The sequence below is a fragment of the Kribbella monticola genome, from assembly GCF_003261635.1.
GTDB lineage: Bacteria > Actinomycetota > Actinomycetes > Propionibacteriales > Kribbellaceae > Kribbella > Kribbella monticola.
Genome location: NZ_QFXK01000035.1, coordinates 52,473 through 75,836 on the forward strand (window position 1 = coordinate 52,473; position 23,364 = coordinate 75,836).

Genomic DNA, 23,364 nt, shown 5'->3' on the forward strand with positions numbered 1-23,364 from the left:
TTCGCTCTACTGCAACCGCGGTATGCCCACGACAACCGCGGTATGCGAACCCGCTACGAAGAGCCGCCGACCCGGACCAGCCCGCTCTGGTACGCGATCACGACCAGCTGGGCGCGATCGCGGGCGCCGAGCTTCATCATCGCCCGGTTGACGTGCGTCTTGGCCGTCATCGGCGCGACCACGAGCCGCTCGGCGATCTCGTCGTTGGACAGGCCGGTCGCGACCAGCCCGACCACCTCACGCTCGCGCTCGGTCAGGGCGGCGAGTACCGCGGGTGCAGCAGCCTGATCCAGCTCGGGCTGCGCCAGGAACCGGTCGATCAGCCCCTTCACCGCCTTCGGCGACAGCAGCGCGTCGCCACTCGCCACGGTCCGGATCGCGTCGATCAGCTCGGCCGGCTCGACGCTCTTGCCGAGGAAGCCGCTCGCGCCGGCCCGCAAGGCCTCGAACACGTACTCGTCGACCTCGAACGTGGTCAGGATCAGCACCCGGACACCGGCCAGTCCGTCGTCGGCCATGATCTCGCGGGTCGCGGCCAGCCCGTCGAGCTCCGGCATCCGGATGTCCATCAGGATCACGTCCGCCCGGCAGCTGCGCGCCAGCTCGACGGCCTCCCGCCCGTTCGCTGCCTCGCCGACCACCTCGAGGTCAGCCGCCGAGTCGACGAGAACCCGGAACCCCCTGCGGATCAAGGTCTGGTCGTCCGCCAGCAGCACCCGGATCGTCATCGACAACTCCTTCCAGCAGCGGCAGGACCGCATGGACGCGGAACCCGCCTTCAGGTGTCGGTCCGGCGGTGACCGTGCCGCCGACAGTAGCCACCCGCTCCCGCATGCCGATCAAGCCGTGTCCGCTACCGCCGGAACTGGCCGGACCAGGTGAACCCGGTGTGTTCGTGACCTCGACATCCAGTACGGCGCGGCTCTGGTTGATCCGCACTGTCACGCGCGCGTCAGTCGTGTGTTTGACGACGTTGGTCAGCGACTCCTGCACGACCCTGTACGCCGTGAGGCCGACCAGCTCGGGCAACTCCGCCGAAGGCTGCTCGGCCGGTTGCCACTCGACCTGCAAACCGGCCGCGGCGAACGACTCGATCAACGAGCCCACCTGGTCGAGCGACGGCGACGGTGCTGTCGGCGTACTGCTGTCGCCGGTCTTGCGCAGCACGCCGAGCAGGACAGTCAGCTCCTGCAGCACTGTGCGACCGCCTTCGCGGACCAGGGCGAGTGCGCGCTCGGACTCCTCGGGCTGTTCGCGCAGCATGTGCGCCGCCACGCCCGCCTGGACGTTCATCAAGGCGATGTGGTGCGCGATCACGTCGTGCAGCTCGTGCGCGATCCGGATCCGCTCCTCCATCACCCGCCGCTCGGCCTCTTCCTCGCGGGACTGCTCGACCCGGCGGATCCGCTCCTGGATCTCGGCCAGGTAGGCGCGCCGGTTGCGCATCGCCTCACCGATCGCCACCGACAGTCCGATGATCGCCAGGACCGGGAGGTTCTCCCAGACGGCGAAGTGGGTGGCGATCGTCGTACAGGCGACCCCGGCGACCGTCACCAGGCAGATCGGCAGGATCCGCCGGCCGCGGTCGAAGGTCAGCACGACCGTGTAGATCGCGATCGCCATCGGGAGACCGATCGGGCTCTTCGTCGCCAGGAGCAGTACGTAGAGGCAGTAGGCGCCCGTGGTGATGCCGAGAGCGAGCAGGGGTTGCTGCCGGCGCAGCGCCAGGGCAGAGCAGGCGATCACAGCGAGCACCACGACCAGCGGGCTCAGCCCGATCGCGCCGTCCGGGTTCCCGCCCGGCTTGGCGACAACGGCAGCCATCAGCGCCCCGATCAGGACCGCGTCGTTCGCCCCCGGGTGGTTGACCAGCCACCCGGGCCGCCGCGGAGAGACCAGCATCGCCATCGCACCACCGTACGGCGTACTCCGGGTGCGGCACGTCGTCTACCGGTTGTAAACAGCAACTACCGCAACCGCGGTACGCCGTACCGCGGGAAGGGCCTGCGGTACGGCGTACTGGCTCAGCTGAGGAATGAGAGGTAGGCCTTCATGTCGCCGATCGGTGCGTAGCCGAAGCTGTTGTCGACCTCTCCCGCCGACGTCAGCACGCTGACGGACAGGACGCAGCTCCCGAGGATGCCGGGATCGGCACAGTCGGTGCCGTCGGCCAGGAAGCGCTTGGCGCGGTACCAGGCGGAGTACGTGCCGTCACTGTGCACCTGAGTAGTGACCGGAGTTCCCGCGCCGTAGCAGCCGCTGGCCTGGACGATCTGGAAGCAGCTCTGCTCGACGATCCGCACCCGCCGGCCTTCGGCGCCGTGGGCGGTGCCACGGACCCTGACCCATTGACTGGCACGCAGGTCTGTGGACGGCGTCGCGGTGATGGTCGCGGGCGAGCCTTTGAAGGTCAGTACGCCGGAGTCGAGGATCAACCGGTTGCCGCTCGCGTCGTTGCCTACCGCGAACAGGTGGCAGATGTCGGCCCGGCAGTAGACCGGGGTCGGGTCGCCGGCCTCGTGGCTCAGGAAGACCGGGTCGAGCAGAGTGACGGGCGTGGAGATCCGGCCGGTCGCGCCGGCGGTCACCACCAGATTGTTGGTGCAGTCGTTCTCCGGAGTATCGGCGAAGTAGTTGCACTGGACGACGCGGACCTCGGAACCGGCTGCGAAGCCGCGAGCGGTCAGCCAGACCCGATCCCCACCTTCGAGCCCGGTCGTCCGGCTCACCCGAATGGACGGTGTCGACGCATTCGCCGGCGCCGCGATCACTCCGAGCAGCAAGGTCGCAGCCGTGACGGCAGCAAGAATTCTCATGTGTCCCCCCACATGTTTGTCAGAGACCCCCTGGCCTCGGGACCTTCCTACCCGCGTTATGGGTGGAGACGCTAGGGGCAGGCTGTACGAATCAGGCCGGGGTGTCCGTGGTGAGGATGGTCGACGCCTGAGCTGCCAGTGCTCTCAGTGATTCGTAGCGAGGGCGTAGGACCGCGACGCGGGCGACGTCGGCGGGGACGGGCTGCAGGGATTCACCGCCGGGCGAAGGGGAGAGGCCGAGAGCTACCGCAGCAGCGCCGCGGGCGCCTACCTCGGCTTCGGCGCAGACCTCGGTCGGCCGGGCGAAGGTCGCGGTCAGGCAGTTGCGCCACCAAGCCGACGCGTCGATTCCGCCGCCGCCGAGGACCACCTGCAACTCGTGCCCGAACAGGGAGTCGAGCATCCGCAAGCCCCGGTCGATCTCCAGCGAAGCACCTTGTAGCGAAGCGGCGAGGAGGTCGGCAGCGGTGTCGTCGAACGACAGCCCGAAGTACGCACCGGAACCGCCCGGCACAGTTTCCGGCGGCCTTGTCCCAGCCTGGAAAGGAATGCCGATCACACGCGACGAGCCGATCTCGACCCCGGTCGGCTCACGATGCTCCGCGTCGAGCTGCAGTACTGCGGTGAGCCAGGCGTGCAGGTTTCCCGCGGCAGAGAAGGCCATTCCGGTCACCGCTCGCTTGTCGTCGACGCGATAGCGCCACAACTCCCACGGCAACTCAGGTGCGCCTTCGATCGGATGGACAACCCGCACGGCAGCCGACGTACCAACCGTCACGGCGGCCGTCGTCTCGTCGTACCCGCCGGTGCCCACGTTCGACGCAGCGCCGTCGCCGGTCGGCGGATGAATCGGTACGCCGGCGAGCTCCGGCCAGCGCAGCGCAAAGGCCGAGGACAGTACTCCGGTCCAGCCGGTCGGCACGATCGCGGGCAACTGCGACTCGGAAACCCCTGCCACAGCAAGGGCTTCGGGGTCGTAGGTCCCACTGGCGAGATTCAACGTTCCCGTGCCGGAGGCGATCGACACCGAGGTGACGCGCTCGGAGGTCAGTCGCTCGAGGACGAGATCCGGCAGGCCGGCGTACGACGAAGCCGAGACGACCGAGCGCAGCCAGGGGATCCGGCGGGTCCAGTACAGCCGGTGCAACCAGGCGCCGGTGCGGGCGTGGAAAGCGTGCTCGTCGAAGGAGGAGTCGACAGTGGGCGGCACGGAACGCGTGTCCACCCAGGGAATCACGGGCGTCAACGCTTGACCTGTACCGGCGAGCGCCACGATCGAGTGCCACTGCGAGGACATCACGATGTCGCCGATGTCGGTGAGATGCCCGTTCTGCTGCAGCTCGTCGAGGCAGCCCAGCAGTCCTTCGATGTAGTCGTGCAGATCGAGGGTCGCCTCACCGCGTTCGCCGTACGCCGGGGCGATCTTGTGCCGGGCCAGCGCGCCAGGAATCGGCGATGCGTCGGGGGAGAGCACCAAGGCGCGCGCCGACGACGTCCCGAGATCCAGGGCGAGTACGCGCCCGTCAGTCTTCGGCATGCAGCGCCTTGAGGAAGGAGGCGGCCCAGACGTTCACGTCGTGGGCGGCCAGGTGTTTGCGCATCGCCTTCATCCGGCGACCCAGCTGCCGGTCGTCGGTGTTCATGGCGTCGACGATGGTGTCCTTCATGCCGTTGATGTCGTGCGGGTTCACCAGGAAGGCCTGCCGGAACTCGTCGGCCGCACCGGCGAACTCGCTCAGCACCAGCGCACCCGTGTCGTCGTACCGGCAGGCGACGTACTCCTTGGCGACCAGGTTCATCCCGTCGCGCAACGGCGTAACCACGGCGACGTCGGCGGCGCGGAAGAGGGCCGCCATCTCGGTGCGCGAGTACGACGTGTGCAGGTAGTTGATCGCCGGCGTGCCGATGCGGCCGTGCTCGCCGTTGATCCGGCCGACCAGGAGCTCGATCTCGTCCCGCAGTACGCGGTACTGCTCGACGCGCTCGCGTGACGGCGTCGCCACCTGGATGAAGACGGCGTCGTCGACCGAGACGCGGCCCTCGTCGAGAAGCTCACCGAAAGCGCGCAGGCGTTGCCGGATGCCCTTGGTGTAGTCGAGGCGGTCGACGCCGAGCAGGATGTGCGCGGGGTTGCCGACCTCCTTGCGCATCTCCTTGGCCCGCTCCTCGGTCTCCGGCTGACGGGCGAGCTGCTCGAGCTCGCCGACGTCGATCGAGATCGGGAACGCCTTGGCCCGGACGATCCGGTCGTCGGGCAGGTGGATGCGGTCGCCGCGGGTCCGCAGGCCCATCCGGTTACGGGCCAGCCGGGCGAAGTTCGACGCGGCACCGGGCCGCTGGAAGCCGACCAGGTCGGCGCCCATCAACCCGTCCAGGATCTGCCGCCGCCACGGCATCTGCGCGAACAGCTCGGTGGGCGGGAACGGGATGTGCAGGAAGAAGCCGATCCGTACGTCGGGACGCAGGCGGCGCAGCATCGCCGGGACCAGCTGCAGCTGGTAGTCGTGCACCCAGACCACCGCGTTGTCGTCAGCCGCATCGGCGGCGGCCTCGGCGAACCGGCGGTTCACCGCGACGTACGACTCCCACCACTCGCGGTGGAACTCCGGCGGCACGATCACGTCGTGGTACAGCGGCCACAGCGTCGCGTTGGAGAAGCCTTCGTAGTACAGCTGGATGTCCTCGGCCGACAGCGTCACCGGGACCAGGTGCATGCCGCCCTCGTCGAACGGATCCACCTTCTCGTCGGCGCCACCGGTCCAGCCGATCCAGGCGCCGTGGTGACGCTGCATCACCGGTGCCAGCGCGGTCACCAGACCACCTGGGCTGCGGCGCCAAGCTGTTGTGCCGTCGGGCATCTCGATCCGGTCGACCGGCAGCCGGTTGGCCACCACCACGAAGGAACTGCGTCCGCTCGGCATCAGTTGTTATCCACCCAGGTATTCGTCGTCGCCGGGGTAGCTGACCCCGATCTGTCTACGGGTTTCGTCGAGCAGCTCGAGGATCTCGACCGTGGCGGCGTGCGGGAGTGCGGGGCACTCGACCAGGCCGGCGCGCATCGAGCGCATCACCTCGGCTGCTTCGTAGTGGTACCCAAGGCCATGCACTCCTACGTCGACGCGCTCCTCGCCGGAGGCGGTCTGGCGTACGTAGTACTCCGGGTGGTGGAACGCGCCCGGCAACAGCAGGGAGCCCTCCGGGCCACTGACCGATGCGGTGAACGGGTGATGCGAGCGCAGCCCACAGGTGAGCGCGGCCACGGCGCCGGACGCGTACTTCCACGCCATCGCCACGTTGAGGTCCACGCCGTCGGAGTTGAGAGATCCGACGGCTTTGACCTCCTCGGGGCGGCCGAGCGCCATGTAGCCGAACGTCATCGGGTAGATGCCGCCGTCCATCAGGATGCCGCCGCCCTGCTCCCGGTCGAGCAGCCGAGGCGCGAGCTGCTGCCGGTGGAACCCGAAGTCGGCCAGAGCCTGCATCGGCTCGCCGATCACGCCCTTGGCCAGATCCGCGAACATCGCCTGGACCACGGGGTTGGTGCGCATCCACATCGCCTCGGCGAAGAGGGTGTTGTTCTCGACCGCCACTGCGATCAGATCGCGGGCCTGCCTGGCCGTCAGCGTGACCGGCTTCTCGCAGAGCACGGCGATCCCGGCCTGCAGGGCAGCCCGAGCGATCGAGTAGTGCTGCGGATGCGTCGTACCGATGTAGAGCACGTCGACCACGCCGGAATCGATCAGCCGCTGGTAGTCGTCGAACCGGTGCTCGATCCCGAACTGCGCACCGAACCGCTCGGCACTGTCCTGGGAACGGGACGCGATCGCGGTCACCACGGCGTCGTCCAGTACCGCGAGGTCCTTGGTGAACGAGGTGGAGATATTGCCGGTAGCAACGATTCCCCAGCGGACGCGATCTATACCCACTGTCTGAACTCCGGGGTCGGGAACGGGCCGTGTGCCTTGATTCTCGCGGTTTCGAACGCGTGAGCCAAGCGAATGAGGGTGGCGTCACTCCGGGCGGTGCCGTGGAAGGTGATGCCGACCGGCAGTCCTTCGACCAATCCGGACGGCACCGAGATGAGCGGATAGCCGGCCAGCGCGGCATGGGTCGACGAGCTGCCGAGGACGTGATCGCCGTTGATCAGGTCGATCGACCAGGCCGGTGAGTACGACGGGGTGACGAACGCGTCGAGCTGGTGGTCGCGGAGCAGGCCGTCGATCCCGTCGCGGCCGGCCCGCAGCGCCGACAACCGGGCCGCCACGTAGACCGGCGAGTCCAGTCCGTCGGTCTGCTCCGACCGCTCGAACAGCTCCTGCCCGAAGTACCGCAGCTCTTCGTCCGCATGCTCCTTGTTGAAGGCGATCACGTCGGCCAGCGTGCGCGGGCCGCCGGGTCGACGGGTCGCGAGGTACGCCGCGAGGTCCACCTTCATCTCGTGGAACAGGATCGCGACCTGGTCCTCCTCGCTCCCCGGCGTCGGCAGCGACAAGCCGTCCACGACGGTCGCGCCGGCCTGCGACAACAGCGCCAGGGCCTCCTCGGTGACGCGGTCGAGCCCGAGCGAATACCCCCACAGCGGCCCGCGCGGTACGCCGATCCGTACGCCGGTCAGGTCGTCGTCGAGGCAGTGCGCCTCGTAGTCCGTTCCGCCGCCCGTCATCACGGTCAGCAGCGCGGCCGCCTGGCGGACCGTCTTCGTCATCGGGCCCGCGGTGTCCTGCGAGTGCGACAGCGGGATGATTCCCTGCTGCGGGATCAGGCCGACGGTGGGCTTCAGGCCGACGATGCCGTTCAGCGCGGCCGGGCAGACGATCGACCCGTTCGTCTCCGTGCCGATGGCGAGTTCCGCGAGGCCGGCGGCGACCGCGGCACCGGAGCCGCTCGACGAGCCGCCCGGGGACCGGTTCAGGGCATACGGGTTGCGGGTGAGACCGCCGTACCCGCTCCAGCCGGACGACGAGGACGAGCCGCGGAAGTTGGCCCACTCGCTCAGGTTGGTCTTGCCGAGCACGATGCAGCCGGCTTCGCGCAACCGGCGTACCAGCGGGGCGTCGTACGGCGGTGGGGGCTGGTCGGCCAGCGCGAGCGAGCCGGCGGTGGTCGGCAGGTCGGCCGTGTCGATGTTGTCCTTCACCAGCACGGGCATCCCGTGCAGCGGGCCGCGGATCCGGCCGTCCGCACGCTCCGTGTCCAGGCGGGCGGCTTCGGTCAGCGCGGCTGGGTTGGGCGTGCAGACACTGTTGATCAGCTGGTCCACCTCGGACAGCCGGGCCTGCAGCTCTTCGACCGTCGCGATGGCGGGTCGCGGGCCGGGCGACACGTCGCCGGGGCCCTGTCGAGTTGAGCTCACACCGACGATCCTGCCAGAGTTGGGCACGCCTGACCGTCCGCCCGACATGTCGCCGCCACCAGGCGCAGGGTGAATGACATGACTGTTGTTCACCCGTACAGTGGAACGCGGACGGACATCACCGACCGCACCGGGAGACACCAGCAGATGGACAGCGCCAACGCCAGCTCCTCCGGCTCCGCCGAAGCAGCCCAGCCGGCCGTCGCTGGGTTGTCGGACCGCGACGGAGCGATCCTCGGCTTCGAGCGGCACTGGTGGAAGTACGCCGGTGCCAAGGAGCAGGCGATCCGCGACCAGTTCCAGATGTCGGCCACCCGCTACTACCAGGTGCTGAACGCGCTGATCGACCGGCCCGAGGCCCTCGCGCACGACCCGCTGCTGGTGAAGCGGCTGCGTCGTCTGCGCGCGGCCAGGCAGCGCGCCAGATCAGCCCGTCGGCTGGGCATCGAGGTCTGAGTTGACCCGCAGCAAGGACGACAAGGGCCAGGTCCTCTCGTCCCTCGTCGCCGTGCTCGCCGTCGTGGCCATCGTCGGTGGGTTGCTGGTGCTGTTCGGGACCAGGGGCAGCAGTTCCGCGGCCGACTCCGGCCCGGCGGCCTCGACTCCCAAGCCCTCGAGTTCGGCCGTCACCAAGCCGGCGCCGAGCTCCGAGCCGACGACCGCGCCCACCTCGGCCCCGACATCCGAGCCCACCTCCGCACCTCCTACTGCGCCGACTACTGCTCCGACCTCGGTTCCGACCACTGAAGCCTCTCTTCCAGTCACCGAGCGGCCCGCGGTCGAGGTCTACAACAACACCCCGCGCAAGGGTCTCGCCGAGGACGTCTCGATCCGGGCCCGGCAGGCCGGCTGGATCGTGGCCGGCCGGGACAACTGGCACGGCAAGATCGTCACCAGCACCGTCTACTTCCCGGCCGGGATGGAAGCCGCGGCCACCCAGCTCGCCAGGGACATCCACGTGGGCCGGACCAAGGACGCGCTGGACAACATGAAGAAGGACAGGCTGACCGTCATCCTGACGACGGACTACGCGGGATGAGTACACCCGTTCTGGCGACACCGGCCGGGCGGGAAGGCTGGGAGGCGATCGTCAAGGAGCCTGGCGGCGCTGTGATCGCCTCGGACTTCGACGGCACTCTGTCGCCTCTGGTCGAGGACCCGGCGATGTCCCGCGCGGCCGATGGAGCACTTGACGCACTGGCTCGCCTGGCGGGGACGGTCGGACAGGTCGCGATCGTCACCGGCCGGCCTGCCTTGGTCGCCACTGAGCTGTCGGGCGTCACTGGACACGCAGGGCTCAGCGGACTCGTAGTACTGGGTCATTACGGGCTGGAGCGCTGGGAGGCTTCGACCGGGGCCATCACGAGCGAGCCGGTGCCGGAGGGTGTCGCTGTCGCACGCGAGCGCCTACCCGGCGTGCTGCAAGAAGCAGGACTGCCGGACGCCTATGTCGAGGACAAGGACAGTTCGCTGGCTGTCCACACTCGCAGGCTGCCTGATCCCGCGGGTGCTCTGGAAGCTTTGCGTACGCCGTTGTCGGAGCTGGCCGAGTCGGTCGGCCTGCACCTGGAGCCGGGCAACCTCGTCCTGGAGTTGCGCCCACCCGGTATCGACAAAGGCGTTGCACTGCGTCGTTTGCTCGAGAGCACGGGCGCCCGCTCGATCCTGTACGCCGGGGACGACCTGGGCGACCTGGCAGCCTTCAAGGCGATCGACAGCCTGCGCAGCGAAGGCCTGTACGCCGTACTGGTTGCCGCTCGCTCCTCTGGAGCTACTGCGCTCATCGAGTCGGCCGACATCGTCGTGGACGACCCTGCTGGGGTCGTCACCGTGCTCACTGCTCTCGCGGACGCGATCGCAACGCGCTGAACGCCTGGCTCAGCGTCCGGCCGAGGGGCTGCACCGGGTGTTCGGTGTAACTGCCGTCGGCGAGATTGGCCAGTCGCTCGAAGACGTTGCGGGACGCCGGGCAGCCGGTGCGGAGGAAGGACCAGCCTGCCGCGACGGCGTACAGCGGGAGCATCGGCAGGCCGATCAGGCAGAAGTACTGCCAGGAGTGCCGTTCCTCGTGCCGGACCAGTCGCGGCTGCTCGTCGAAGTACGCGCGGTCGTGCTTGGTCAGGATCAGGTTCCCGATCGTGAAGGCGCCGGCGACCGGGAACTTCGGCCGGTATCCCGTCGCGTAGAACAACCCCCGCGGCCCCCGGCTGATCCGCGCCCGCCCGGCCACTGCGACCAGGACACCGGTGAGCGTGGAGAGGTTGAGCGTGTTCACCACCAGCTTCACAGCCTGCCACCCCGACATCGCCATGACTCAGTATGTGGTTCTGTCGGCGGGGTAGGTAAGACTTACGGCGTGAGTTCGGTGGTACGACGCTGGCGGCCCGGGCGGCCCGTGGATCCCCAGATGGTGATCGGGGGACTGCGAAAGGGCCCTGGCGATCCTGCCTACGTGTACGACGGACGCTCTGTTTGGCGAGCCACCAGGACACCCGACGGACCGGTGCTGCTGCGCTTGACCCCGTACGCCGGGGTGGCTGAGATCGAGGCCGAGGCGTGGGGGCCGGGAGCGAGCTGGGCGCTGGACGGCGTACCGGAGTTGCTCGGGGAAGCGGACAGCTGGGAAGGGTTCGAGCCGCTGCCGCACCACAGGCCGCTGGTAGAGGCGGCCAGGCGGTTCTCGCACTTCCGGGTGCCGCGGACGCGAGCCGTGTTCGAGGCGATGGCTGCCGCGGGGATCGAGCAGGTGGTGACCGGGAAGGAAGCGTTCGCCGGCTGGCGGATGCTGTTGCGCGAGTACGGCGAACCGGCGCCGGGGCCAGGATCGCCAGACGGCCGCCGGATGATGGTCCCGCCGTCGCCGGAGCAATGGCGGCTGATTCCGTCCTGGCAGTGGTTGCGGGCGGGCGTCGAAGGCCGCCGGTCACGGGTCGTCATCACGGCGGCGACGCGGGCCGCGGCGTTGGAGCGGACGCTCGAGCTGACCGACTCCGCGGAGATCGAGCGGCGGCTACGGTCGTTGCCGGGCGTGGGGGTGTGGACGGCAGCCGAAGTACGGCAGCGGGCGCATGGCGATGCGGACGCGTTTTCGTTCGCCGACTATCACGTCTCCCGCAACGTCTCGTACGCGTTGACCGGCGAGGAACTCGACGACGAAGGTACCGCCGAACTCATCGAGCCGTACCGCGGCCATCGCTACCGCGTCCAGGCGCTGCTCCAACTCTCCGGTCTCGGCCACCCGCGGTACGGACCCCGCAAATCCCTCCCCACCCACACTCCCGGAGCGACCCACCGGCTGCGCTGAGTGGCCACCGCCATCAGTTGAACAAGTTTCGACCACGGGCGATTAGGGTCGAGGCAAATGCGAATCGATGGGGACGGGCTCTACCTGGTCGCCGGAGTGGCGTTGCTGGTCGGCGCGATCCTGCCGCGGCTGCTGCGCCGGTACGCGATCTCGGCTCCGATCGCCTTTGTCGGCGCCGGGCTGCTGCTCGGTCTGGCGGTCGACCGGACCCACCTGAGCCCGATCGCGGAACCAGGGCTGACCAAGCATCTGGCCGAGCTGACCATCCTGATCGCGCTGATGGGCGTCGGGCTGGCGATCGATCGTCCGATCGGCTGGCGGCGGTGGAAGGTGACCTGGCGACTGCTGCTGATCGCCATGCCGGCCTGTGTCGCCGCCGTGGCGGGAGCCGGCTGGCTGCTCGGTCTGGCCCCCGCGACGGCCCTGCTGCTCGGCGCCGTACTCGCGCCGACGGACCCGGTGCTTGCCTCCGACGTCCAGGTTCAGGGCCCGTCGACTGGTGAGGGCGCGGAGCCTGAGGAGGACGACGAGGTGCGCTTCGCGCTGACCTCGGAGGCCGGCCTGAACGACGGACTGGCGTTCCCGTTCGTCTATGCGGCGGTGTTCGCCGCGACCAAGGGTGCGGTCGGCGGCTGGGGGATCGAGTGGTTCGCCTGGAACCTGGTCGGCAAGATCGTGATCGGCGTAGCCGTCGGGGTCGCGGCCGGCTGGCTGCTCGGCCGGATGGCCTTCGCGGCGCCGTCGCGGACGTTCCGGCTCGCCGACTCCCGCGAGCCGGTGTTCGCGCTCGCGGTGACGCTGGGCGTCTACGGCCTGGCCCAGGTGCTGCACGGGTACGGCTTCGTCGCCGTGTTCGTGGCTGCCCTGACGCTGCGGGCGGCCGAGCGCGGTCACGACTTCCACCAGGAACTGCACAGCTTCGTCGAGGAGCTCGAACACATCCTGACCTGGGGCATCCTGCTCCTGCTCGGGGTCGCGATCACCGGTGGAATCCTGAAGCCGCTGACCGTGGCCGGTGTGGTGATCGGCGTCGGGCTGGTGCTGGTGATCCGCCCGGTGATCGCCTGGCTCTCGCTGCGCGGGACACGACTGGGGCCGTCGGAGCGCTGGGTGACCGCCGCGTTCGGTGTCCGCGGAGTCGGTTCGGTGTTCTATCTGGCCTACGCGGGCGAGCACTTCGGGCCCGAGCTGTCCTGGTTGTGGGCGACCGTCACGTTCACGGTGGTCTTCAGCGTGCTGGTCCACGGCGTGGCGGCCACACCGCTGATGCGGATGCTGGAGGCCCGCCGCGAGCGGGCGCGGGAGTGAGATCCGCTGTCTCGGATGGTGGGAACGCAGGACACAATGTGGACCCGATTGGGTAACCTCGGCAGTGCTCATCCAGAGGGACTGAGGGAAACGGCCCGTTGAAGTCCCGGCAACCCTCCCCGTTGACGTCCTCGATCCGAGGGCGCTCGCGGCGGAACGGTGCCAAATCCGTCCCGCGCCGAGATCCGGTCCGGGGAAGATGAGGAGGGAACCTCCATGAGCCAGAGCACCGCCACCGCCCCGCACACGATCCGTGAAGGTGCCTTCGGCAACGGAACGCACCTGAGCTGTCGTGCTTGTGGTGCGAAGTCCGAACTCGGCCCGTTCTACGCCTGTATGGAGTGCTTCGGTCCGCTGGAGGTCGGGTACGAGTTCCCGGCCATCACGCGTGAGCAGATCGAAGCCGGACCCAAGAACATCTGGCGCTACCAGCCGCTGCTGCCCGTCCCCGTCGACGTGGCCAGCTTCCCGAACACCGAGCCGGGCTACACCCGGCTGATCGACGCCGGCAACCTGGCCCGCGAGCTCGGCCTGCGCAAGCTGTGGGTGAAGGACGACTCCGGCAACCCGACCCACTCCTTCAAGGACCGGGTCGTCGCGTCCGCCCTGAGCGCCACCCGCGAGCTCGGCATGAAGGTCTTCGCCTGCCCCTCCACCGGCAACCTGGCCAACGCGGTCGCCGCCGCGGCCGCCCGGGCCGGCATCCGCTCGGTCGTCTTCATCCCGAAGGACCTCGAGCGCCCCAAGATCATCACCACCGCCGTGTACGGCGGAACGCTGGTCGCCGTCGAGGGCAACTACGACGACGTCAACAAGCTCGCCTCCGAGATCGCCGGTGAGGAGGACGGCTGGGCGTTCGTGAACGTCAACGTCCGCCCGTACTACTCCGAGGGCTCCAAGACGCTCGCCTTCGAGATCGCCGAGCAGCTCGGCTGGCGGATCCCGCAGCAGGTGGTGATCCCGGTCGCGTCCGGCTCGCAGCTGACCAAGATCGACAAGGGCTTCACCGAACTCGGCAAGCTGGGTCTGGTCGACGCCACCGACTACAAGATCTACGGCGCGCAGGCGACCGGCTGCTCGCCCGTCGCGCAGGCGTTCCGCGACGGGTACGACGTGGTCAAGCCGGTCAAGCCGGACACGATCGCGAAGTCGCTGGCGATCGGCAACCCGGCCGACGGGCCGTACGTGCTCGACGTCGCCCGGCGTACCGGCGGGGTGATCGAGGACGTCAGCGACGAAGAGGTCATCGAGGGCATCCAGCTGCTGGCCCGGACCGAGGGCATCTTCACCGAGACCGCCGGCGGGGTGACGGTCGCGACGCTGAAGAAGCTGATCGAGACCGGCCAGCTCGACCCCGAGGCCGAGACGGTGATCATCAACTCCGGCGACGGGCTGAAGACGCTCGACGCCGTGGCCGACCGGGTCGGCCCGAAGGTGACCATCCCCGCGTCCTACGACGCCTTCGTGAAGGCAGGTCTGCAGTGAGTGTGAGCGTGCGCGTCCCGACCATCCTGCGGCCCTACACCCAGGGCGCCTCGGAGGTGTCCGTCGAGGGATCGACGCTGAGCGAGGTGCTGGACTCGCTGGACACGTCGTACCCGGGCATCAAGAGCCGGGTGCTGGACGAGTCCGGTGAGCTGCGCCGGTTCGTCAACGTGTACGTCGACAACGACGACGTACGGTTCTCCGAGGGCCTGCAGACCGCGATCAAGGACGGCGGCCAGGTCTCCATCATCCCGGCCGTCGCCGGCGGCTGCTAGGCCCTCGCAGTCTGTTAGACCCTCGCAGTCTGCTAGACCCTCGCGGTGCGGAACGAGCGGCGGTAGGTGTCCGGTGGGACGCCGACGATCCGCTTGAACTGACGACGCAGCGTCGTCGCGGTGCCCATGCCGGTGGCGACGGCGACCGCCTCGACGCTCTCGTCGGTGGATTCCAGGAGTTCCTGCGCCCGGCGTACGCGCTGGGTCAGGAGCCACTGGATCGGCGCCTGCCCGGTCACGGCGCGGAACTGGCGGCCGAGGTGGCGAGGACTGGTGTTCGCCTTGCGGGCCAGGTCGGTGACGGTCAGCGGCTGGTCGAGCCGCTCCTGGGTCCAGGCGAGCAGCCGGGCCAACTGATGGTCGCCGGAGACCTGGATCGGTGTGGTGACGAACTGCGCCTGCCCGCCATCGCGATGCGGCGGTACGACGAGGCGGCGGGCGACCGTGTTCGCCACGGCCGCGCCGTGATCGAGGTTGACCAGGTGCAGGCACAGGTCGACCGCAGCCGCCTTGCCCGCGGCGGTGAGGACCTGGCCGTTGTCGGTGTAGAGCACGTCCGGGTCGACCAATGCCAGCGGATGCCTGGCGCTCAGCTCATCGGTGTGGGCCCAGTGGGTCGTTGCCCGACGGCCGTCGAGGAGCCCGGCTGCGCCGAGGACGAACGCTCCGGTGCACAGGGAGGCGATCCGTGCGCCCGCCTCGTACGCCGCGCGCACGGCCTCCACGAGTTCCATCGGCAACGGGTCGTCGACATCGACGTATGCGGGCACGATCACGGTGTCGGCGGTCACCAGATGATCGAGACCGTGGTCCGGCTCGAGCTGGAACGGGCCGACCTGGATCGGACCTGGTCCGCAGAGCGATACGTCGTACCAGTTGCTCTTTGCGCTGGGTGGGGGATTGCCGAAGATCTCGTACGCGACGCCGAGCTCGAAGTGCAGGATCCGGCCCGCGGTGGCCAGCGCCAGGGTGTGCATGTCCGAAAGTGTACGCATGGTGTCGTTCGGGACTCTCACGCTCGGGTGGCCGCGACCGGCAGGGTTGACCCATGAGCGATTTCGAGGGTTCAGCAGTGGTTGTCTACGGCGCGACCGGTCACACGGGCCGGTTCGTCGTCGAGGAGTTGCTCCGGCGCGGCCTCACCCCGGTGGTGTCCGGTCGCGACGGTGCGCGGTTGAAGGAGATGTGGGAAGGGTTGTGGGTCCGGCCGGCGACCGTCGACGACCCGGCCTCGCTGGACCGGGCGCTGGCCGGTGCGTCAGCGGTGATCAACGCCGCCGGGCCGTTCGCGGTGACGGCCGGGCCGGTGCTCGAAGCGGCTTTGCGGGCCCGGATTCCGTACCTCGACGTCGCGGCCGAGATCGAGGCGAACGTGACGACGTACACCTCCGGTGCCGAGGGGGTTCCCGTCGTACCGGCGATGGCCTTCTACGGCGGGCTGGGGGATCTGCTGGTCACGGCGGCGATGGGTGAGTGGACGGCCGCGGACGAGGTGCATGTCGCCTACGGGTTGAGCAGCTGGCACCCGACGCCGGGCACGCGGGTTGCGGGCGAGGTGTCGCATGATCGTCGTGGCGGCCGCCGGGTCCGGTTCACGGGCGGCGCGCTCGAGTACCACGACGAAAAGCTGGAGGAGGAGGACTGGCGCTTCCCGGAGCCACTGGGTCGGCGGGCTGTCGTCGCCGGGTTCACGATGGCCGATGTGGTGACTGTTCCCAGCCATCTGGACGTGCCTGAGGTTCGTACCTACATGAGCGTCGAGGCCGCGCGGGATCTGGCCGACGCGGACACTCCGGCTCCTTCGCTCGACTCGTCGGGTCGCTCGGACCAGACCTTCGTCGTGGATGTCCTGGTCCGCGCGGGCGGCGTCGAGCGCCGTGCGAGCGCCTCGGGACAGGACATCTACGCCGTCACCGCGCCGCTCGTCGTCGAGGCCGCCCAGCGGATCCTGGACGGTCGTTTCCGGACCACCGGGATCGCCTCGGCCGGCGCCATGTTCGACGCGGCCGACTTCCTGCGCTCGTTGGCTCCGCACCTCTCGGTCGAGCTCCCCGACTGAACGGTGTCGGCTGGCCTGGGCGGCCGTTGTCGCTGAGGATGGCCTGATGCGCGCGATTGTGGTCGAGCAGTACGGCGTACTGCCGTCGGTCCGGGACGTTCCGTCGCCCGAGGTGCGGCCCGGTGGGGTGGTCGTGAAGGTGGAGGCGACCGGGCTGTGCCGCAGCGACTGGCATGGGTGGCAAGGGCACGACTCCGACATCGTTCTGCCGCACGTCCCGGGTCATGAGCTGGCCGGGACGATCGCGGCGGTCGGCGCCGGGGTCGAGGGCTGGGCCGTCGGCGATCGGGTGACCTCGCCGTTCATCTGCGCGTGCGGGACCTGTGAGCAGTGTGCGGCGGGGAACCACCAGGTGTGCCCGAACCAGTTGCAGCCAGGGTTCAACTATTGGGGCTCTTTCGCCGAGTACGTCGCGCTGCCGTTCGCGCAGGTGAACCTGGTCCGGCTTCCCGACGACCTCGACTTCGACACGGCCGCGGGACTCGGGTGCCGCTTCGCCACGTCGTACCGGGCGGTCCGGCAGGTCGGCCGGGTGGTCGCCGGGGAGAGCGTGGTGATCTTCGGGTGTGGCGGGATCGGCTTGTCCGCGGTGATGATCGCGGCGGCGCTCGGGGCGAAAGTAGTTGCCGTCGACACCAATCCGGACGCGCTCGCACTGGCCTCGAAGTACGGGGCTACTGAGGTGGTGCCGGCTGGTCCGCAGGCTGTTGCGCGGATTCGTGAGCTCACCGGTGGCGGCGCGCACGTGACGATGGATGCGCTGGGCTCGAACGCGATCGTGCAGGACGCACTGCGTTCGTTGCGGCCGCGCGGACGGCATCTGCAGGTGGGGTTGCTGCCGGACGGCGTCCAGGTCGACGTGTCGGGGTTGATCTGGCAGGAGCTCGAATGGCTCGGCAGTCATGGCATGGCGGCGCACCATTACCCAGAGATGTTGTCGCTGGTCGCCTCGGGCGAGCTCAAGCCCGCCGAGCTGATCACCCGCAGGATCTCACTGGCAGAAGTCCCTGCTGCGCTTAAAGAATTGAACCTCGGTACGCCGGCCGGCGTCACCGTGATCCGGCCGTGGGCAACAGGGCTGCTGGGATCAACGCGGCCAGACTGATCGCGGCCAGTACTGCGGATGCCGTGGTGGCTCCTGCTGCCGCGGCTCCTCTTGTTGCTACGCCCGCTTCTGTTGCCGCGCTGGTGAGGCTGCTTGCGACGGCGATACCGAGGATCGGGCCGATATTCATCGCGGTTTGCTTGATTCCGCCGACTACCCCGGCATAACCAGCCGGTGCGTCGCCGACGACGGTTCCTGTGGCCGTCACCATCACGACGGCGAATCCCGCGCCGAGTACGGCGAAGCCGAGGCTGCCGACGACGTTGCTCTGCGGTGACGCGGCGATGCCGAGGGCGACCAGGATCGTCCCGCCGACGGCGGTCCGGCGCGCGCCGTACCGGCGTACGGCGTTGCCTGCGAAGGGCGCGCCGGCGACCATCACGATCGTCAGCGGAAGGACGTGCAGGCCGGTTGCCAGCGGCGTCAGCGTTTGCTGCAACCGGAAGGTGGCGACGAACAACGCTCCGAACATCCCGCTGGTGACGATCAGCAGCAGGCACATCGAAGCCATCACCGGCCTCGAATGCGCTACTGGCGTTGGGATGAACGGTTGTACCGTCCGTTGCTCGTGGAATGCGAAGCTCGCGGCGCCGACGATGACCAGGAGGGTGCCGACGATCGTCTGGGTGGACCCATGCTCGTGCAGCCCGGCGACGGTGTAGACCAGCGCTGCCAGCGGCCAGGCGAGCAGGGTCGCGCCGATCAGGCTGATGTGGCGGTTGCGCGGCGCCGGGGGTGCGGGGACTCGGAGAAGCAGGGCGAGTACGACGATCAGCAACGCGACCGGGAGGTTGATGGCGAAAACGGCTCGCCAGCCGAAGTGCGCGACCAGGACCCCACCGAGGACGGGTCCGGTCGCCGCGGCGACGCCGATCGCGCTGGTGCGGATGCCGATCGCGCGACGCAGCCGATCCGGTGGATAGGCGATCCGCAGCAACGCCAAGGTGGCGGGCTGAAGGAGGGCGGCGAAGACTCCTTGGAGTACTCGCAGGGCGATCACCCACCCGATGGTCGGCGCGATGAGCAGGCCGGCCGACGCCATTCCGAAGCCGAGACTCCCGACCCACAGCAGTCGCCCATGCCCGTACCGATCACCGAGTCGACCGGCCATCACGAGCAAACTCGCGACCATCAGCAGGTACGCCGTACTGGTCCATTGCACCTGTGCGACCGAGGCGCCCAGTTCGCGGCCGAGCGCCGGCTGCGCGATCAGCAACACGGTCCCGTCAAGCGCCACAACCATCGCGCCGACGACACTCGCGACCAGTACCACCCAACTTCGCTTGTCCGCCGCCGGACCTGGTCCGTGCATCATTTCGCTTGCTCCGTCCGCTTCTTGGTAGACAGTGTCTACCAAGAGAATAGACAGTGTCTACTTGCAGACGGTGGCTCAGCTGGGCGGGAGTCTGTTGAGGAGGGTTTCGAGCATCTCGCGGGTGGCGGCGAAGTAGCTGTTCTCGCGGTGCAGGGCGCGGTGGAAGGCGGCCAGCTCGGCGGAGGAGATCGTGTTCGAGAAGGTGCTGATCTCGGTCAGGTCGAGCCGGCGGTTGAACAGGTGGACGGTGTCGCGCCAGCGGTGCAGGAGGCCGACGAGTTCGGCGTCGCGGTGCCGGCCGAGTGCGCCGGAGACGAGCGCGAGGTCGACCGCCGAGACGACGAGACGTGGGTAGACCTGGCGCTGGGTCGGCGCAGTGGGGGAGAACCGCTCGTCGGACAGCAAGCGGGTGTTCTCCTGCAACTCGTCCGCGACGGCTCGCAGTACTTCGGTACGTCGTTCTGCTTCGGCGCTCAGGCGTTCGACGAAGATGCCGGTCAGCCCCGCGACCAGGGTGAGCGAGTTGACGGCCGGCTCCCAGCGGCTGTTGCCCGGGAAGAAGAACCAGATCACGCCGAGCACGAACGCCAGCCCCAGCAGCCCGTAGCTCACCGCCGTCACGACCGTACGCCGGTACGCCGCCCACTCCGCCTTCCCCCGCGCGATCCGCAGCACCCCCGCCAGCATCCGCAACCGAGCCAACGCCCTGATCCGAGCCCGCCTGATCCGCCGAACCTCCTCCACCGGCGCCACACCCGAGGCGCCGGGCGCTCCCGGCAGACCGTCCGCGGACCCGGCTCCGCCTGCTCCGGGCGCACCGCTCACCGATCCGCGGCCACGCGCTCCCGGTAGATCGCCTGCGGCGCCTCGCGCTGCTCCCGCCGGATCGCCTGTGGCGCCTCGCGTTGCTCGCGATGCATCGCCTGCGGGGGATCGCGGTGCTCCCTGCGCATCGCCTGCGGGGGGTCTCGGTGGTCCCGGGAGGTCGTGCGCGGAGCCGGCTCCGGGCGCACCGCTCGCCGACCCGCGGTCACGCGCTTCCGGCGGATCGCCTGTGGGGGAGGGATCGGCGGGTGGGGTCATTGGGACCAGATGTCGTCGGCGAGGGTGTGGGCGACGACGCCGGAGCTGTCGGGGGCGAGCAGGAGCAGGTCGAGGCCGAACGGGCTCGGGCGGCGGGTGTGTCGGAAACCGGAGTGGGCATGCTCGATCGGCGTCAGCTCGCACGCGGTGGTGAGCTTCTTCAGCCGCTCGGTGGAGAACTTGCGCGTGGTGTACAGCAGGATGGTGTCTTCCTTGTCCAGCACGACATCGGTGTGGTCGGGCAGTCCCATCCTGATCGGCTCGTTGGTGTTGTTCCGCCAGACGATCTTCACCCGCAGCGCGTCGTCGGTCTCGACCTCACCGCGGAAGTCGATCTGGTCGTTGTCGATCCGCAGGTCGGTGTTGTAGCGCAGCGCGCTGGTGACGAACTCCGCGAACGCCCGGGTCTGGTGGTACTCGTCGGCCGCGGCATCGGCCGCCTCCTGGTCGAGCCGGGTCGTCGTCGCCACCTCGAGCAACAGCCGATCCTGCGGCCGCAGTACCCGGGTGATGATGCGCAGGGCGTCCTCGTCGCTCTCGAAGTTCGCCAGCGTGTTGCCGGTCAGCGTGTAGAACAGCGGCTCGTCGCCGACCAGCCGGGTCAGCATCTGGCCGAGCTCGTCCATGTTGTCGGCGATCGAGAAGTCGAGCTGGACCGGCAGCACCTGGGACATCGGGAACCTGGCACCGCGCACCGGTTCGAGCGTGCCCATCCGGAGCATCTCCGAGCTCATGTCGACCGGGATGTAGAACATCTGCGGGTTCGCCCGGTACAGGTCGTCCAGGATCGTCGCGTCCTTGACGCCGGTACCGACACCGAGGCTGACGAAGTGGAAGCCGCGCCGGTCCACATGCGGGCGGACCTTGCGCCAGTGCCGCAGGAACGACTCCGCGCCGGTCTTCATCACCAGGTAGAACGGGTCCTTGGTCGCGTTCGCCCAGGCGATGGTCGGGCCGATTCCCCAGTAGGAGAAGCCGGAAGTGATCTGCTTGCCGTCGCCGGTGGTGGAGAACGGGCCGCGCAGATCACCGGTCAGCGTGGCGAGCTTGTCGGTCTGGTCCTCGCCGACCAGCAGCAGCGACCAGGCGAAGTCGTCATCGGCCAGCGCATGCTCGAGCTTCCTGATCACGTGTACCGGCTCTGTCACGTCCTGACCCCTCCCAAGGTGAGACGTCAGGTTACCGGTTGCCCACGCTCCGCGCAGTTCCGAAAACGGCCGTCAGAGCGCCTTGACGGTGTCGGCCTCGCGGCCCTTGGGCCCGTCGACGACCTCGAACTCGACCGGCTGGCCGTCCTCGAGGGTCTTGTAGCCGTCCGAGACGATCTTGCTCCAGTGGACGAACACGTCGTCCTGGCCTTCGACGGCGAGGAAGCCGTAGCCCTTGTCGGCGTTGAACCACTTCACGGTGCCGCGCACCATCAGAACTCCTGTAGACCTTCAACGGGACCCGCTTCACCCGGACCCCTCGGGTGCCCTGCCAACCACCAGAGCGGTCAACAAGCCTAACCCAACCCGCTCCGATGCCGGCTCGAGTCCGGCAGGCGTGGCCGGGTCGGCAGTCAGCCGCGGTTGGAGGCGGCCAGGCCGACGATGCCGGCGGCAACCAGGAGCAGTGCGGCGGTGAGGCCGAGGTCGTCGGTCTGGATGACCCCGTTGTCGTTGAGGATCCAGATCGTGGCGGCCCCGGTCAGGACGGTGCCGGCGATGACGCCGGGGACGTCCGGCTTCGTCTTCCTCATCCGCGCTCCACCCTGATGCTGCCCAGTTTGAGATTCAGGTCCAGTGTGACCGACGCAGGCCCGGCCTTGCCATCGACGCCGAGGTCGTTCACGACCGTCGCGTCCAGGTTGTGGCCGCCCTTGTGCTGGCCCAGCAGGTTCAGGTCGCCGGTCTGGGTCCGCACCGTGCCGGTGACGTCCACGTTCTCCGGGACCTTGACGACGATCTCGCCGACCCGCCCGTCGACGACCACCTTGGCGCCGGTTGTGGCGAAGTTCGCCTTGGTCAGGTCGAGGTGCACCGAGCCCGCGTCGAAGTGGTACGCCGTGTTGCTGGCGTCCACCGTCGTGTCCGTGGTGGCGACGAAGTTCGTGTCGGTGAACTGGTGCGGGATCGTCGGGAAGATCGTGCTGGCGGCGACGCCGAGCGCGAGCAGGATGCCGAGGGGCAGCAGCGCCATCGTGCGGCCGAGAAAGCTGCCGACCAGCATGCCGAGACCGAGCGTGCCCAGACCGACCACCAGCATCAGCGGTACGGCGGCGCCGGCCAGCCAGGCGATCGCGATGGCCAGCCCGGTGAGCAGGACGATGACCGGCTTCACGCCGCGCATACCTGGCACGGGAGGTGCTGCCGGGGCGGCGGACCTGACCGGCGCGGGCGGCTCGTCGACGTACAGGCCGAGTGGGTCGTCCTCGGTCCAGACGGGCTGGACCGGTGCGGTGACACGGTCCTGCGGTCGCTGCGCGGTCGGAGAGGACGTCGCAGCCGGCGCCGGGCCGGTCTGACCAGGCCCGTACGGCGAACCGCCGTACTGCGAGGCGGTGGTGTCCTGCGGTCGGGGAGCACTCGCGGTCGGAGGCGTGCTCGTGGGGTTCACGTTGGTCCAGCCTGGGTTCTGCGGCATCCAGTTGGTGCCGCCGCCGCTCCACTGGCCGCGCGGGTTGCCGCCGCCGGTCCACTGCGAGCGCCGGTTGCGGCCGTGCCACGAGTGGCCGTGCTTGCGGCGGAACACCAGCCAGAGCACGCCGAGCACCACGATCGGGCCGGGCACCAGCTTGCCGAAGTTGAAGGACGACATCATCGCGATCGCGACGAACACGCAGACGCCGATCACGATCGGCCACAGCCACGGGTGATCGGGGCGGATCCGGTCGCCGAGCAGACCCTGGGCAGGCGAGCGGTCCGAACCCTCGTCCGGCATCATCGCCCAGGCGGCGGCGTAGAAGATGATGCCGGGACCGGTGAGGATCAGGACCGCCATCACCACCCGGATCAGCACCGGGTCGATGTTGAGGGCCCGGCCCATCCCGCCGCAGACGCCGGCGACCATCCGGTCGGACCGGCTCCGGCGCCAGTTCTGCACGTCGCGCAGGGGGGCGGGGTTGAAACCACCGTCCGGGCCCTGGCCGCTCGAGTTCTGCTCCATGACACCGATAGTGTCCCGCTGCCGCCCGCACCACCATCGGGGATCCCCCTCTGGTGACCCCTGGTCGCCCTCCTGGCACGGTCAGCTAGGGGTTCTCCCCGGGCCGACCCTGAC

General features: G+C 69.1%; 25 protein-coding genes and 1 riboswitch. Of the genes, 9 read left to right on the forward strand and 16 right to left on the reverse strand.

All coding sequences use genetic code 11. From position 1 onward, the window contains the following. Window positions 1–53 precede the first annotated feature (53 nt). The 7 genes from DIZ26_RS26280 to DIZ26_RS26310 form a co-directional block, all read right to left on the reverse strand. The gene (locus DIZ26_RS26280; protein WP_112246199.1) at window positions 54–728 is read right to left on the reverse strand and encodes a response regulator transcription factor; all 675 of its coding nucleotides are present in this window, start codon (window positions 726–728) and stop codon (window positions 54–56) included. Then, on the reverse strand, window positions 649–1,908 hold the full coding sequence (locus DIZ26_RS26285; protein WP_112246201.1) for a sensor histidine kinase: 1,260 nt from the start codon (window positions 1,906–1,908) through the stop codon (window positions 649–651). Before DIZ26_RS26285 ends, DIZ26_RS26280 begins: the two co-directional genes overlap by 80 nt. Before the next feature lie 116 nt (window positions 1,909–2,024). Beyond that, the gene (locus DIZ26_RS26290) at window positions 2,025–2,816 is read right to left on the reverse strand and encodes a neocarzinostatin apoprotein domain-containing protein (RefSeq protein ID WP_112246203.1); all 792 of its coding nucleotides are present in this window, start codon (window positions 2,814–2,816) and stop codon (window positions 2,025–2,027) included. Between the two features lie 91 nt (window positions 2,817–2,907). Beyond that, window positions 2,908–4,353, reverse strand: coding sequence for an FGGY family carbohydrate kinase (locus tag DIZ26_RS26295; RefSeq protein ID WP_112246205.1), 1,446 nt, complete (start codon window positions 4,351–4,353; stop codon window positions 2,908–2,910). Then, window positions 4,340–5,737 carry an alpha,alpha-trehalose-phosphate synthase (UDP-forming) gene (locus DIZ26_RS26300; RefSeq protein ID WP_112246207.1) on the reverse strand — a complete coding sequence of 466 codons (1,398 nt, stop codon included), beginning with the start codon at window positions 5,735–5,737 and terminating at the stop codon, window positions 4,340–4,342. The genes DIZ26_RS26295 and DIZ26_RS26300 overlap by 14 nt, the downstream gene beginning before the upstream one ends. A 6-nt stretch (window positions 5,738–5,743) precedes the next feature. Beyond that, a complete protein-coding gene (locus tag DIZ26_RS26305) occupies window positions 5,744–6,742 on the reverse strand; it encodes a Gfo/Idh/MocA family protein (protein ID WP_112246209.1) in 999 nt (332 codons plus the stop codon). Further along, complete coding sequence (locus tag DIZ26_RS26310; RefSeq protein ID WP_232828609.1) at window positions 6,733–8,169, reverse strand: amidase; 1,437 nt, start codon at window positions 8,167–8,169, stop codon at window positions 6,733–6,735. The genes DIZ26_RS26305 and DIZ26_RS26310 overlap by 10 nt, the downstream gene beginning before the upstream one ends. 147 nt (window positions 8,170–8,316) lie before the next feature. Between DIZ26_RS26310 and DIZ26_RS26315 the strand changes: the two genes are divergently transcribed. Genes DIZ26_RS26315 through otsB form a run of 3 tightly spaced genes read left to right on the forward strand, consistent with a single transcriptional unit; the run spans window position 8,317 to window position 10,038 of the window. Continuing rightward, entirely contained in the window at window positions 8,317–8,625 is a 309-nt protein-coding gene (locus tag DIZ26_RS26315; protein ID WP_112247103.1) for a DUF3263 domain-containing protein, read from the forward strand. Between the two features lies 1 nt (window position 8,626). Next, the gene (locus tag DIZ26_RS26320) at window positions 8,627–9,208 is read left to right on the forward strand and encodes a LytR C-terminal domain-containing protein (RefSeq protein ID WP_112246213.1); all 582 of its coding nucleotides are present in this window, start codon (window positions 8,627–8,629) and stop codon (window positions 9,206–9,208) included. Continuing rightward, window positions 9,205–10,038, forward strand: coding sequence for a trehalose-phosphatase (gene otsB / locus DIZ26_RS26325; protein WP_112246215.1), 834 nt, complete (start codon window positions 9,205–9,207; stop codon window positions 10,036–10,038). The genes DIZ26_RS26320 and otsB overlap by 4 nt, the downstream gene beginning before the upstream one ends. Here otsB and DIZ26_RS26330 read toward each other — a convergent pair. Then, window positions 10,004–10,480 carry a hypothetical protein gene (locus DIZ26_RS26330; protein WP_232828610.1) on the reverse strand — a complete coding sequence of 159 codons (477 nt, stop codon included), beginning with the start codon at window positions 10,478–10,480 and terminating at the stop codon, window positions 10,004–10,006. The two genes, otsB and DIZ26_RS26330, sit on opposite strands and share 35 nt — an antisense overlap. 45 nt (window positions 10,481–10,525) lie before the next feature. Here DIZ26_RS26330 and DIZ26_RS26335 point away from each other — a divergent pair, with 45 nt between their 5' ends. From DIZ26_RS26335 to DIZ26_RS26350, 4 genes are all read left to right on the forward strand, one after another. Further along, the gene (locus tag DIZ26_RS26335) at window positions 10,526–11,473 is read left to right on the forward strand and encodes a DNA-3-methyladenine glycosylase family protein (RefSeq protein WP_112246217.1); all 948 of its coding nucleotides are present in this window, start codon (window positions 10,526–10,528) and stop codon (window positions 11,471–11,473) included. Window positions 11,474–11,530: 57 nt separating this feature from the next. Further along, window positions 11,531–12,781, forward strand: coding sequence for a cation:proton antiporter (locus tag DIZ26_RS26340; protein ID WP_112246219.1), 1,251 nt, complete (start codon window positions 11,531–11,533; stop codon window positions 12,779–12,781). A gap of 65 nt (window positions 12,782–12,846) precedes the next feature. After that, window positions 12,847–12,987, forward strand: a riboswitch (SAM riboswitch). Window positions 12,988–12,997: 10 nt separating this feature from the next. Next, the gene (thrC, locus tag DIZ26_RS26345; protein ID WP_112246221.1) at window positions 12,998–14,266 is read left to right on the forward strand and encodes a threonine synthase; all 1,269 of its coding nucleotides are present in this window, start codon (window positions 12,998–13,000) and stop codon (window positions 14,264–14,266) included. Next, window positions 14,263–14,541 (forward strand): ubiquitin-like small modifier protein 1, encoded by a 279-nt coding sequence (locus DIZ26_RS26350; RefSeq protein WP_112246223.1) that lies wholly within the window; start codon window positions 14,263–14,265, stop codon window positions 14,539–14,541. Before thrC ends, DIZ26_RS26350 begins: the two co-directional genes overlap by 4 nt. Window positions 14,542–14,573: 32 nt before the next feature. Here DIZ26_RS26350 and DIZ26_RS26355 read toward each other — a convergent pair whose 3' ends face one another. Beyond that, a complete protein-coding gene (locus DIZ26_RS26355) occupies window positions 14,574–15,518 on the reverse strand; it encodes a helix-turn-helix domain-containing protein (protein ID WP_112246225.1) in 945 nt (314 codons plus the stop codon). A 71-nt stretch (window positions 15,519–15,589) separates the two neighbouring features. Between DIZ26_RS26355 and DIZ26_RS26360 the strand changes: the two genes are divergently transcribed. Further along, window positions 15,590–16,600: a saccharopine dehydrogenase family protein gene (locus DIZ26_RS26360; RefSeq protein WP_112246227.1), complete on the forward strand. Its 1,011-nt coding sequence runs from the start codon at window positions 15,590–15,592 to the stop codon at window positions 16,598–16,600. 46 nt (window positions 16,601–16,646) lie between these two features. Further along, entirely contained in the window at window positions 16,647–17,705 is a 1,059-nt protein-coding gene (locus DIZ26_RS26365) for a zinc-dependent alcohol dehydrogenase family protein (RefSeq protein WP_112246229.1), read from the forward strand. Here the strand turns inward: DIZ26_RS26365 and DIZ26_RS26370 are convergent. From DIZ26_RS26370 to DIZ26_RS26395, 7 genes are all read right to left on the reverse strand, one after another. Beyond that, window positions 17,650–19,020 (reverse strand): MFS transporter, encoded by a 1,371-nt coding sequence (locus DIZ26_RS26370; RefSeq protein ID WP_198676294.1) that lies wholly within the window; start codon window positions 19,018–19,020, stop codon window positions 17,650–17,652. The genes DIZ26_RS26365 and DIZ26_RS26370 overlap by 56 nt on opposite strands. A 75-nt stretch (window positions 19,021–19,095) precedes the next feature. Continuing rightward, a complete protein-coding gene (locus DIZ26_RS26375) occupies window positions 19,096–19,845 on the reverse strand; it encodes a hypothetical protein (RefSeq protein ID WP_198676295.1) in 750 nt (249 codons plus the stop codon). Beyond that, complete coding sequence (locus tag DIZ26_RS38645) at window positions 19,842–19,973, reverse strand: hypothetical protein (RefSeq protein ID WP_269815407.1); 132 nt, start codon at window positions 19,971–19,973, stop codon at window positions 19,842–19,844. Before DIZ26_RS38645 ends, DIZ26_RS26375 begins: the two co-directional genes overlap by 4 nt. A gap of 126 nt (window positions 19,974–20,099) precedes the next feature. Next, complete coding sequence (locus tag DIZ26_RS26380; protein WP_157979823.1) at window positions 20,100–21,251, reverse strand: L-histidine N(alpha)-methyltransferase; 1,152 nt, start codon at window positions 21,249–21,251, stop codon at window positions 20,100–20,102. Window positions 21,252–21,323: 72 nt separating this feature from the next. After that, window positions 21,324–21,524 carry a cold-shock protein gene (locus DIZ26_RS26385; RefSeq protein ID WP_112246235.1) on the reverse strand — a complete coding sequence of 67 codons (201 nt, stop codon included), beginning with the start codon at window positions 21,522–21,524 and terminating at the stop codon, window positions 21,324–21,326. A gap of 140 nt (window positions 21,525–21,664) precedes the next feature. Further along, window positions 21,665–21,844 (reverse strand): hypothetical protein, encoded by a 180-nt coding sequence (locus tag DIZ26_RS26390; protein ID WP_112246237.1) that lies wholly within the window; start codon window positions 21,842–21,844, stop codon window positions 21,665–21,667. Further along, window positions 21,841–23,250: a PspC domain-containing protein gene (locus tag DIZ26_RS26395; RefSeq protein WP_112246239.1), complete on the reverse strand. Its 1,410-nt coding sequence runs from the start codon at window positions 23,248–23,250 to the stop codon at window positions 21,841–21,843. The genes DIZ26_RS26390 and DIZ26_RS26395 overlap by 4 nt, the downstream gene beginning before the upstream one ends. Between the last annotated feature and the right edge of the window lie 114 nt (window positions 23,251–23,364).

Coding starts and splice junctions, on each gene's coding strand:
- DIZ26_RS26280 (WP_112246199.1), bottom strand. CDS start 728: ATGACGATCCGGGTGCTGCTGGCGGACGACCAGACCTTGATCCGCAGG.
- DIZ26_RS26285 (WP_112246201.1), bottom strand. CDS start 1,908: ATGGCGATGCTGGTCTCTCCGCGGCGGCCCGGGTGGCTGGTCAACCAC.
- DIZ26_RS26290 (WP_112246203.1), bottom strand. CDS start 2,816: ATGAGAATTCTTGCTGCCGTCACGGCTGCGACCTTGCTGCTCGGAGTG.
- DIZ26_RS26295 (WP_112246205.1), bottom strand. CDS start 4,353: ATGCCGAAGACTGACGGGCGCGTACTCGCCCTGGATCTCGGGACGTCG.
- DIZ26_RS26300 (WP_112246207.1), bottom strand. CDS start 5,737: ATGCCGAGCGGACGCAGTTCCTTCGTGGTGGTGGCCAACCGGCTGCCG.
- DIZ26_RS26315 (WP_112247103.1), top strand. CDS start 8,317: ATGGACAGCGCCAACGCCAGCTCCTCCGGCTCCGCCGAAGCAGCCCAG.
- otsB (WP_112246215.1), top strand. CDS start 9,205: ATGAGTACACCCGTTCTGGCGACACCGGCCGGGCGGGAAGGCTGGGAG.
- DIZ26_RS26330 (WP_232828610.1), bottom strand. CDS start 10,480: ATGGCGATGTCGGGGTGGCAGGCTGTGAAGCTGGTGGTGAACACGCTC.
- DIZ26_RS26340 (WP_112246219.1), top strand. CDS start 11,531: ATGCGAATCGATGGGGACGGGCTCTACCTGGTCGCCGGAGTGGCGTTG.
- thrC (WP_112246221.1), top strand. CDS start 12,998: ATGAGCCAGAGCACCGCCACCGCCCCGCACACGATCCGTGAAGGTGCC.
- DIZ26_RS26355 (WP_112246225.1), bottom strand. CDS start 15,518: ATGCACACCCTGGCGCTGGCCACCGCGGGCCGGATCCTGCACTTCGAG.
- DIZ26_RS26360 (WP_112246227.1), top strand. CDS start 15,590: ATGAGCGATTTCGAGGGTTCAGCAGTGGTTGTCTACGGCGCGACCGGT.
- DIZ26_RS26365 (WP_112246229.1), top strand. CDS start 16,647: ATGCGCGCGATTGTGGTCGAGCAGTACGGCGTACTGCCGTCGGTCCGG.
- DIZ26_RS26370 (WP_198676294.1), bottom strand. CDS start 19,020: ATGATGCACGGACCAGGTCCGGCGGCGGACAAGCGAAGTTGGGTGGTA.
- DIZ26_RS38645 (WP_269815407.1), bottom strand. CDS start 19,973: ATGCGCAGGGAGCACCGCGATCCCCCGCAGGCGATGCATCGCGAGCAA.
- DIZ26_RS26385 (WP_112246235.1), bottom strand. CDS start 21,524: ATGGTGCGCGGCACCGTGAAGTGGTTCAACGCCGACAAGGGCTACGGC.
- DIZ26_RS26390 (WP_112246237.1), bottom strand. CDS start 21,844: ATGAGGAAGACGAAGCCGGACGTCCCCGGCGTCATCGCCGGCACCGTC.
- DIZ26_RS26395 (WP_112246239.1), bottom strand. CDS start 23,250: ATGGAGCAGAACTCGAGCGGCCAGGGCCCGGACGGTGGTTTCAACCCC.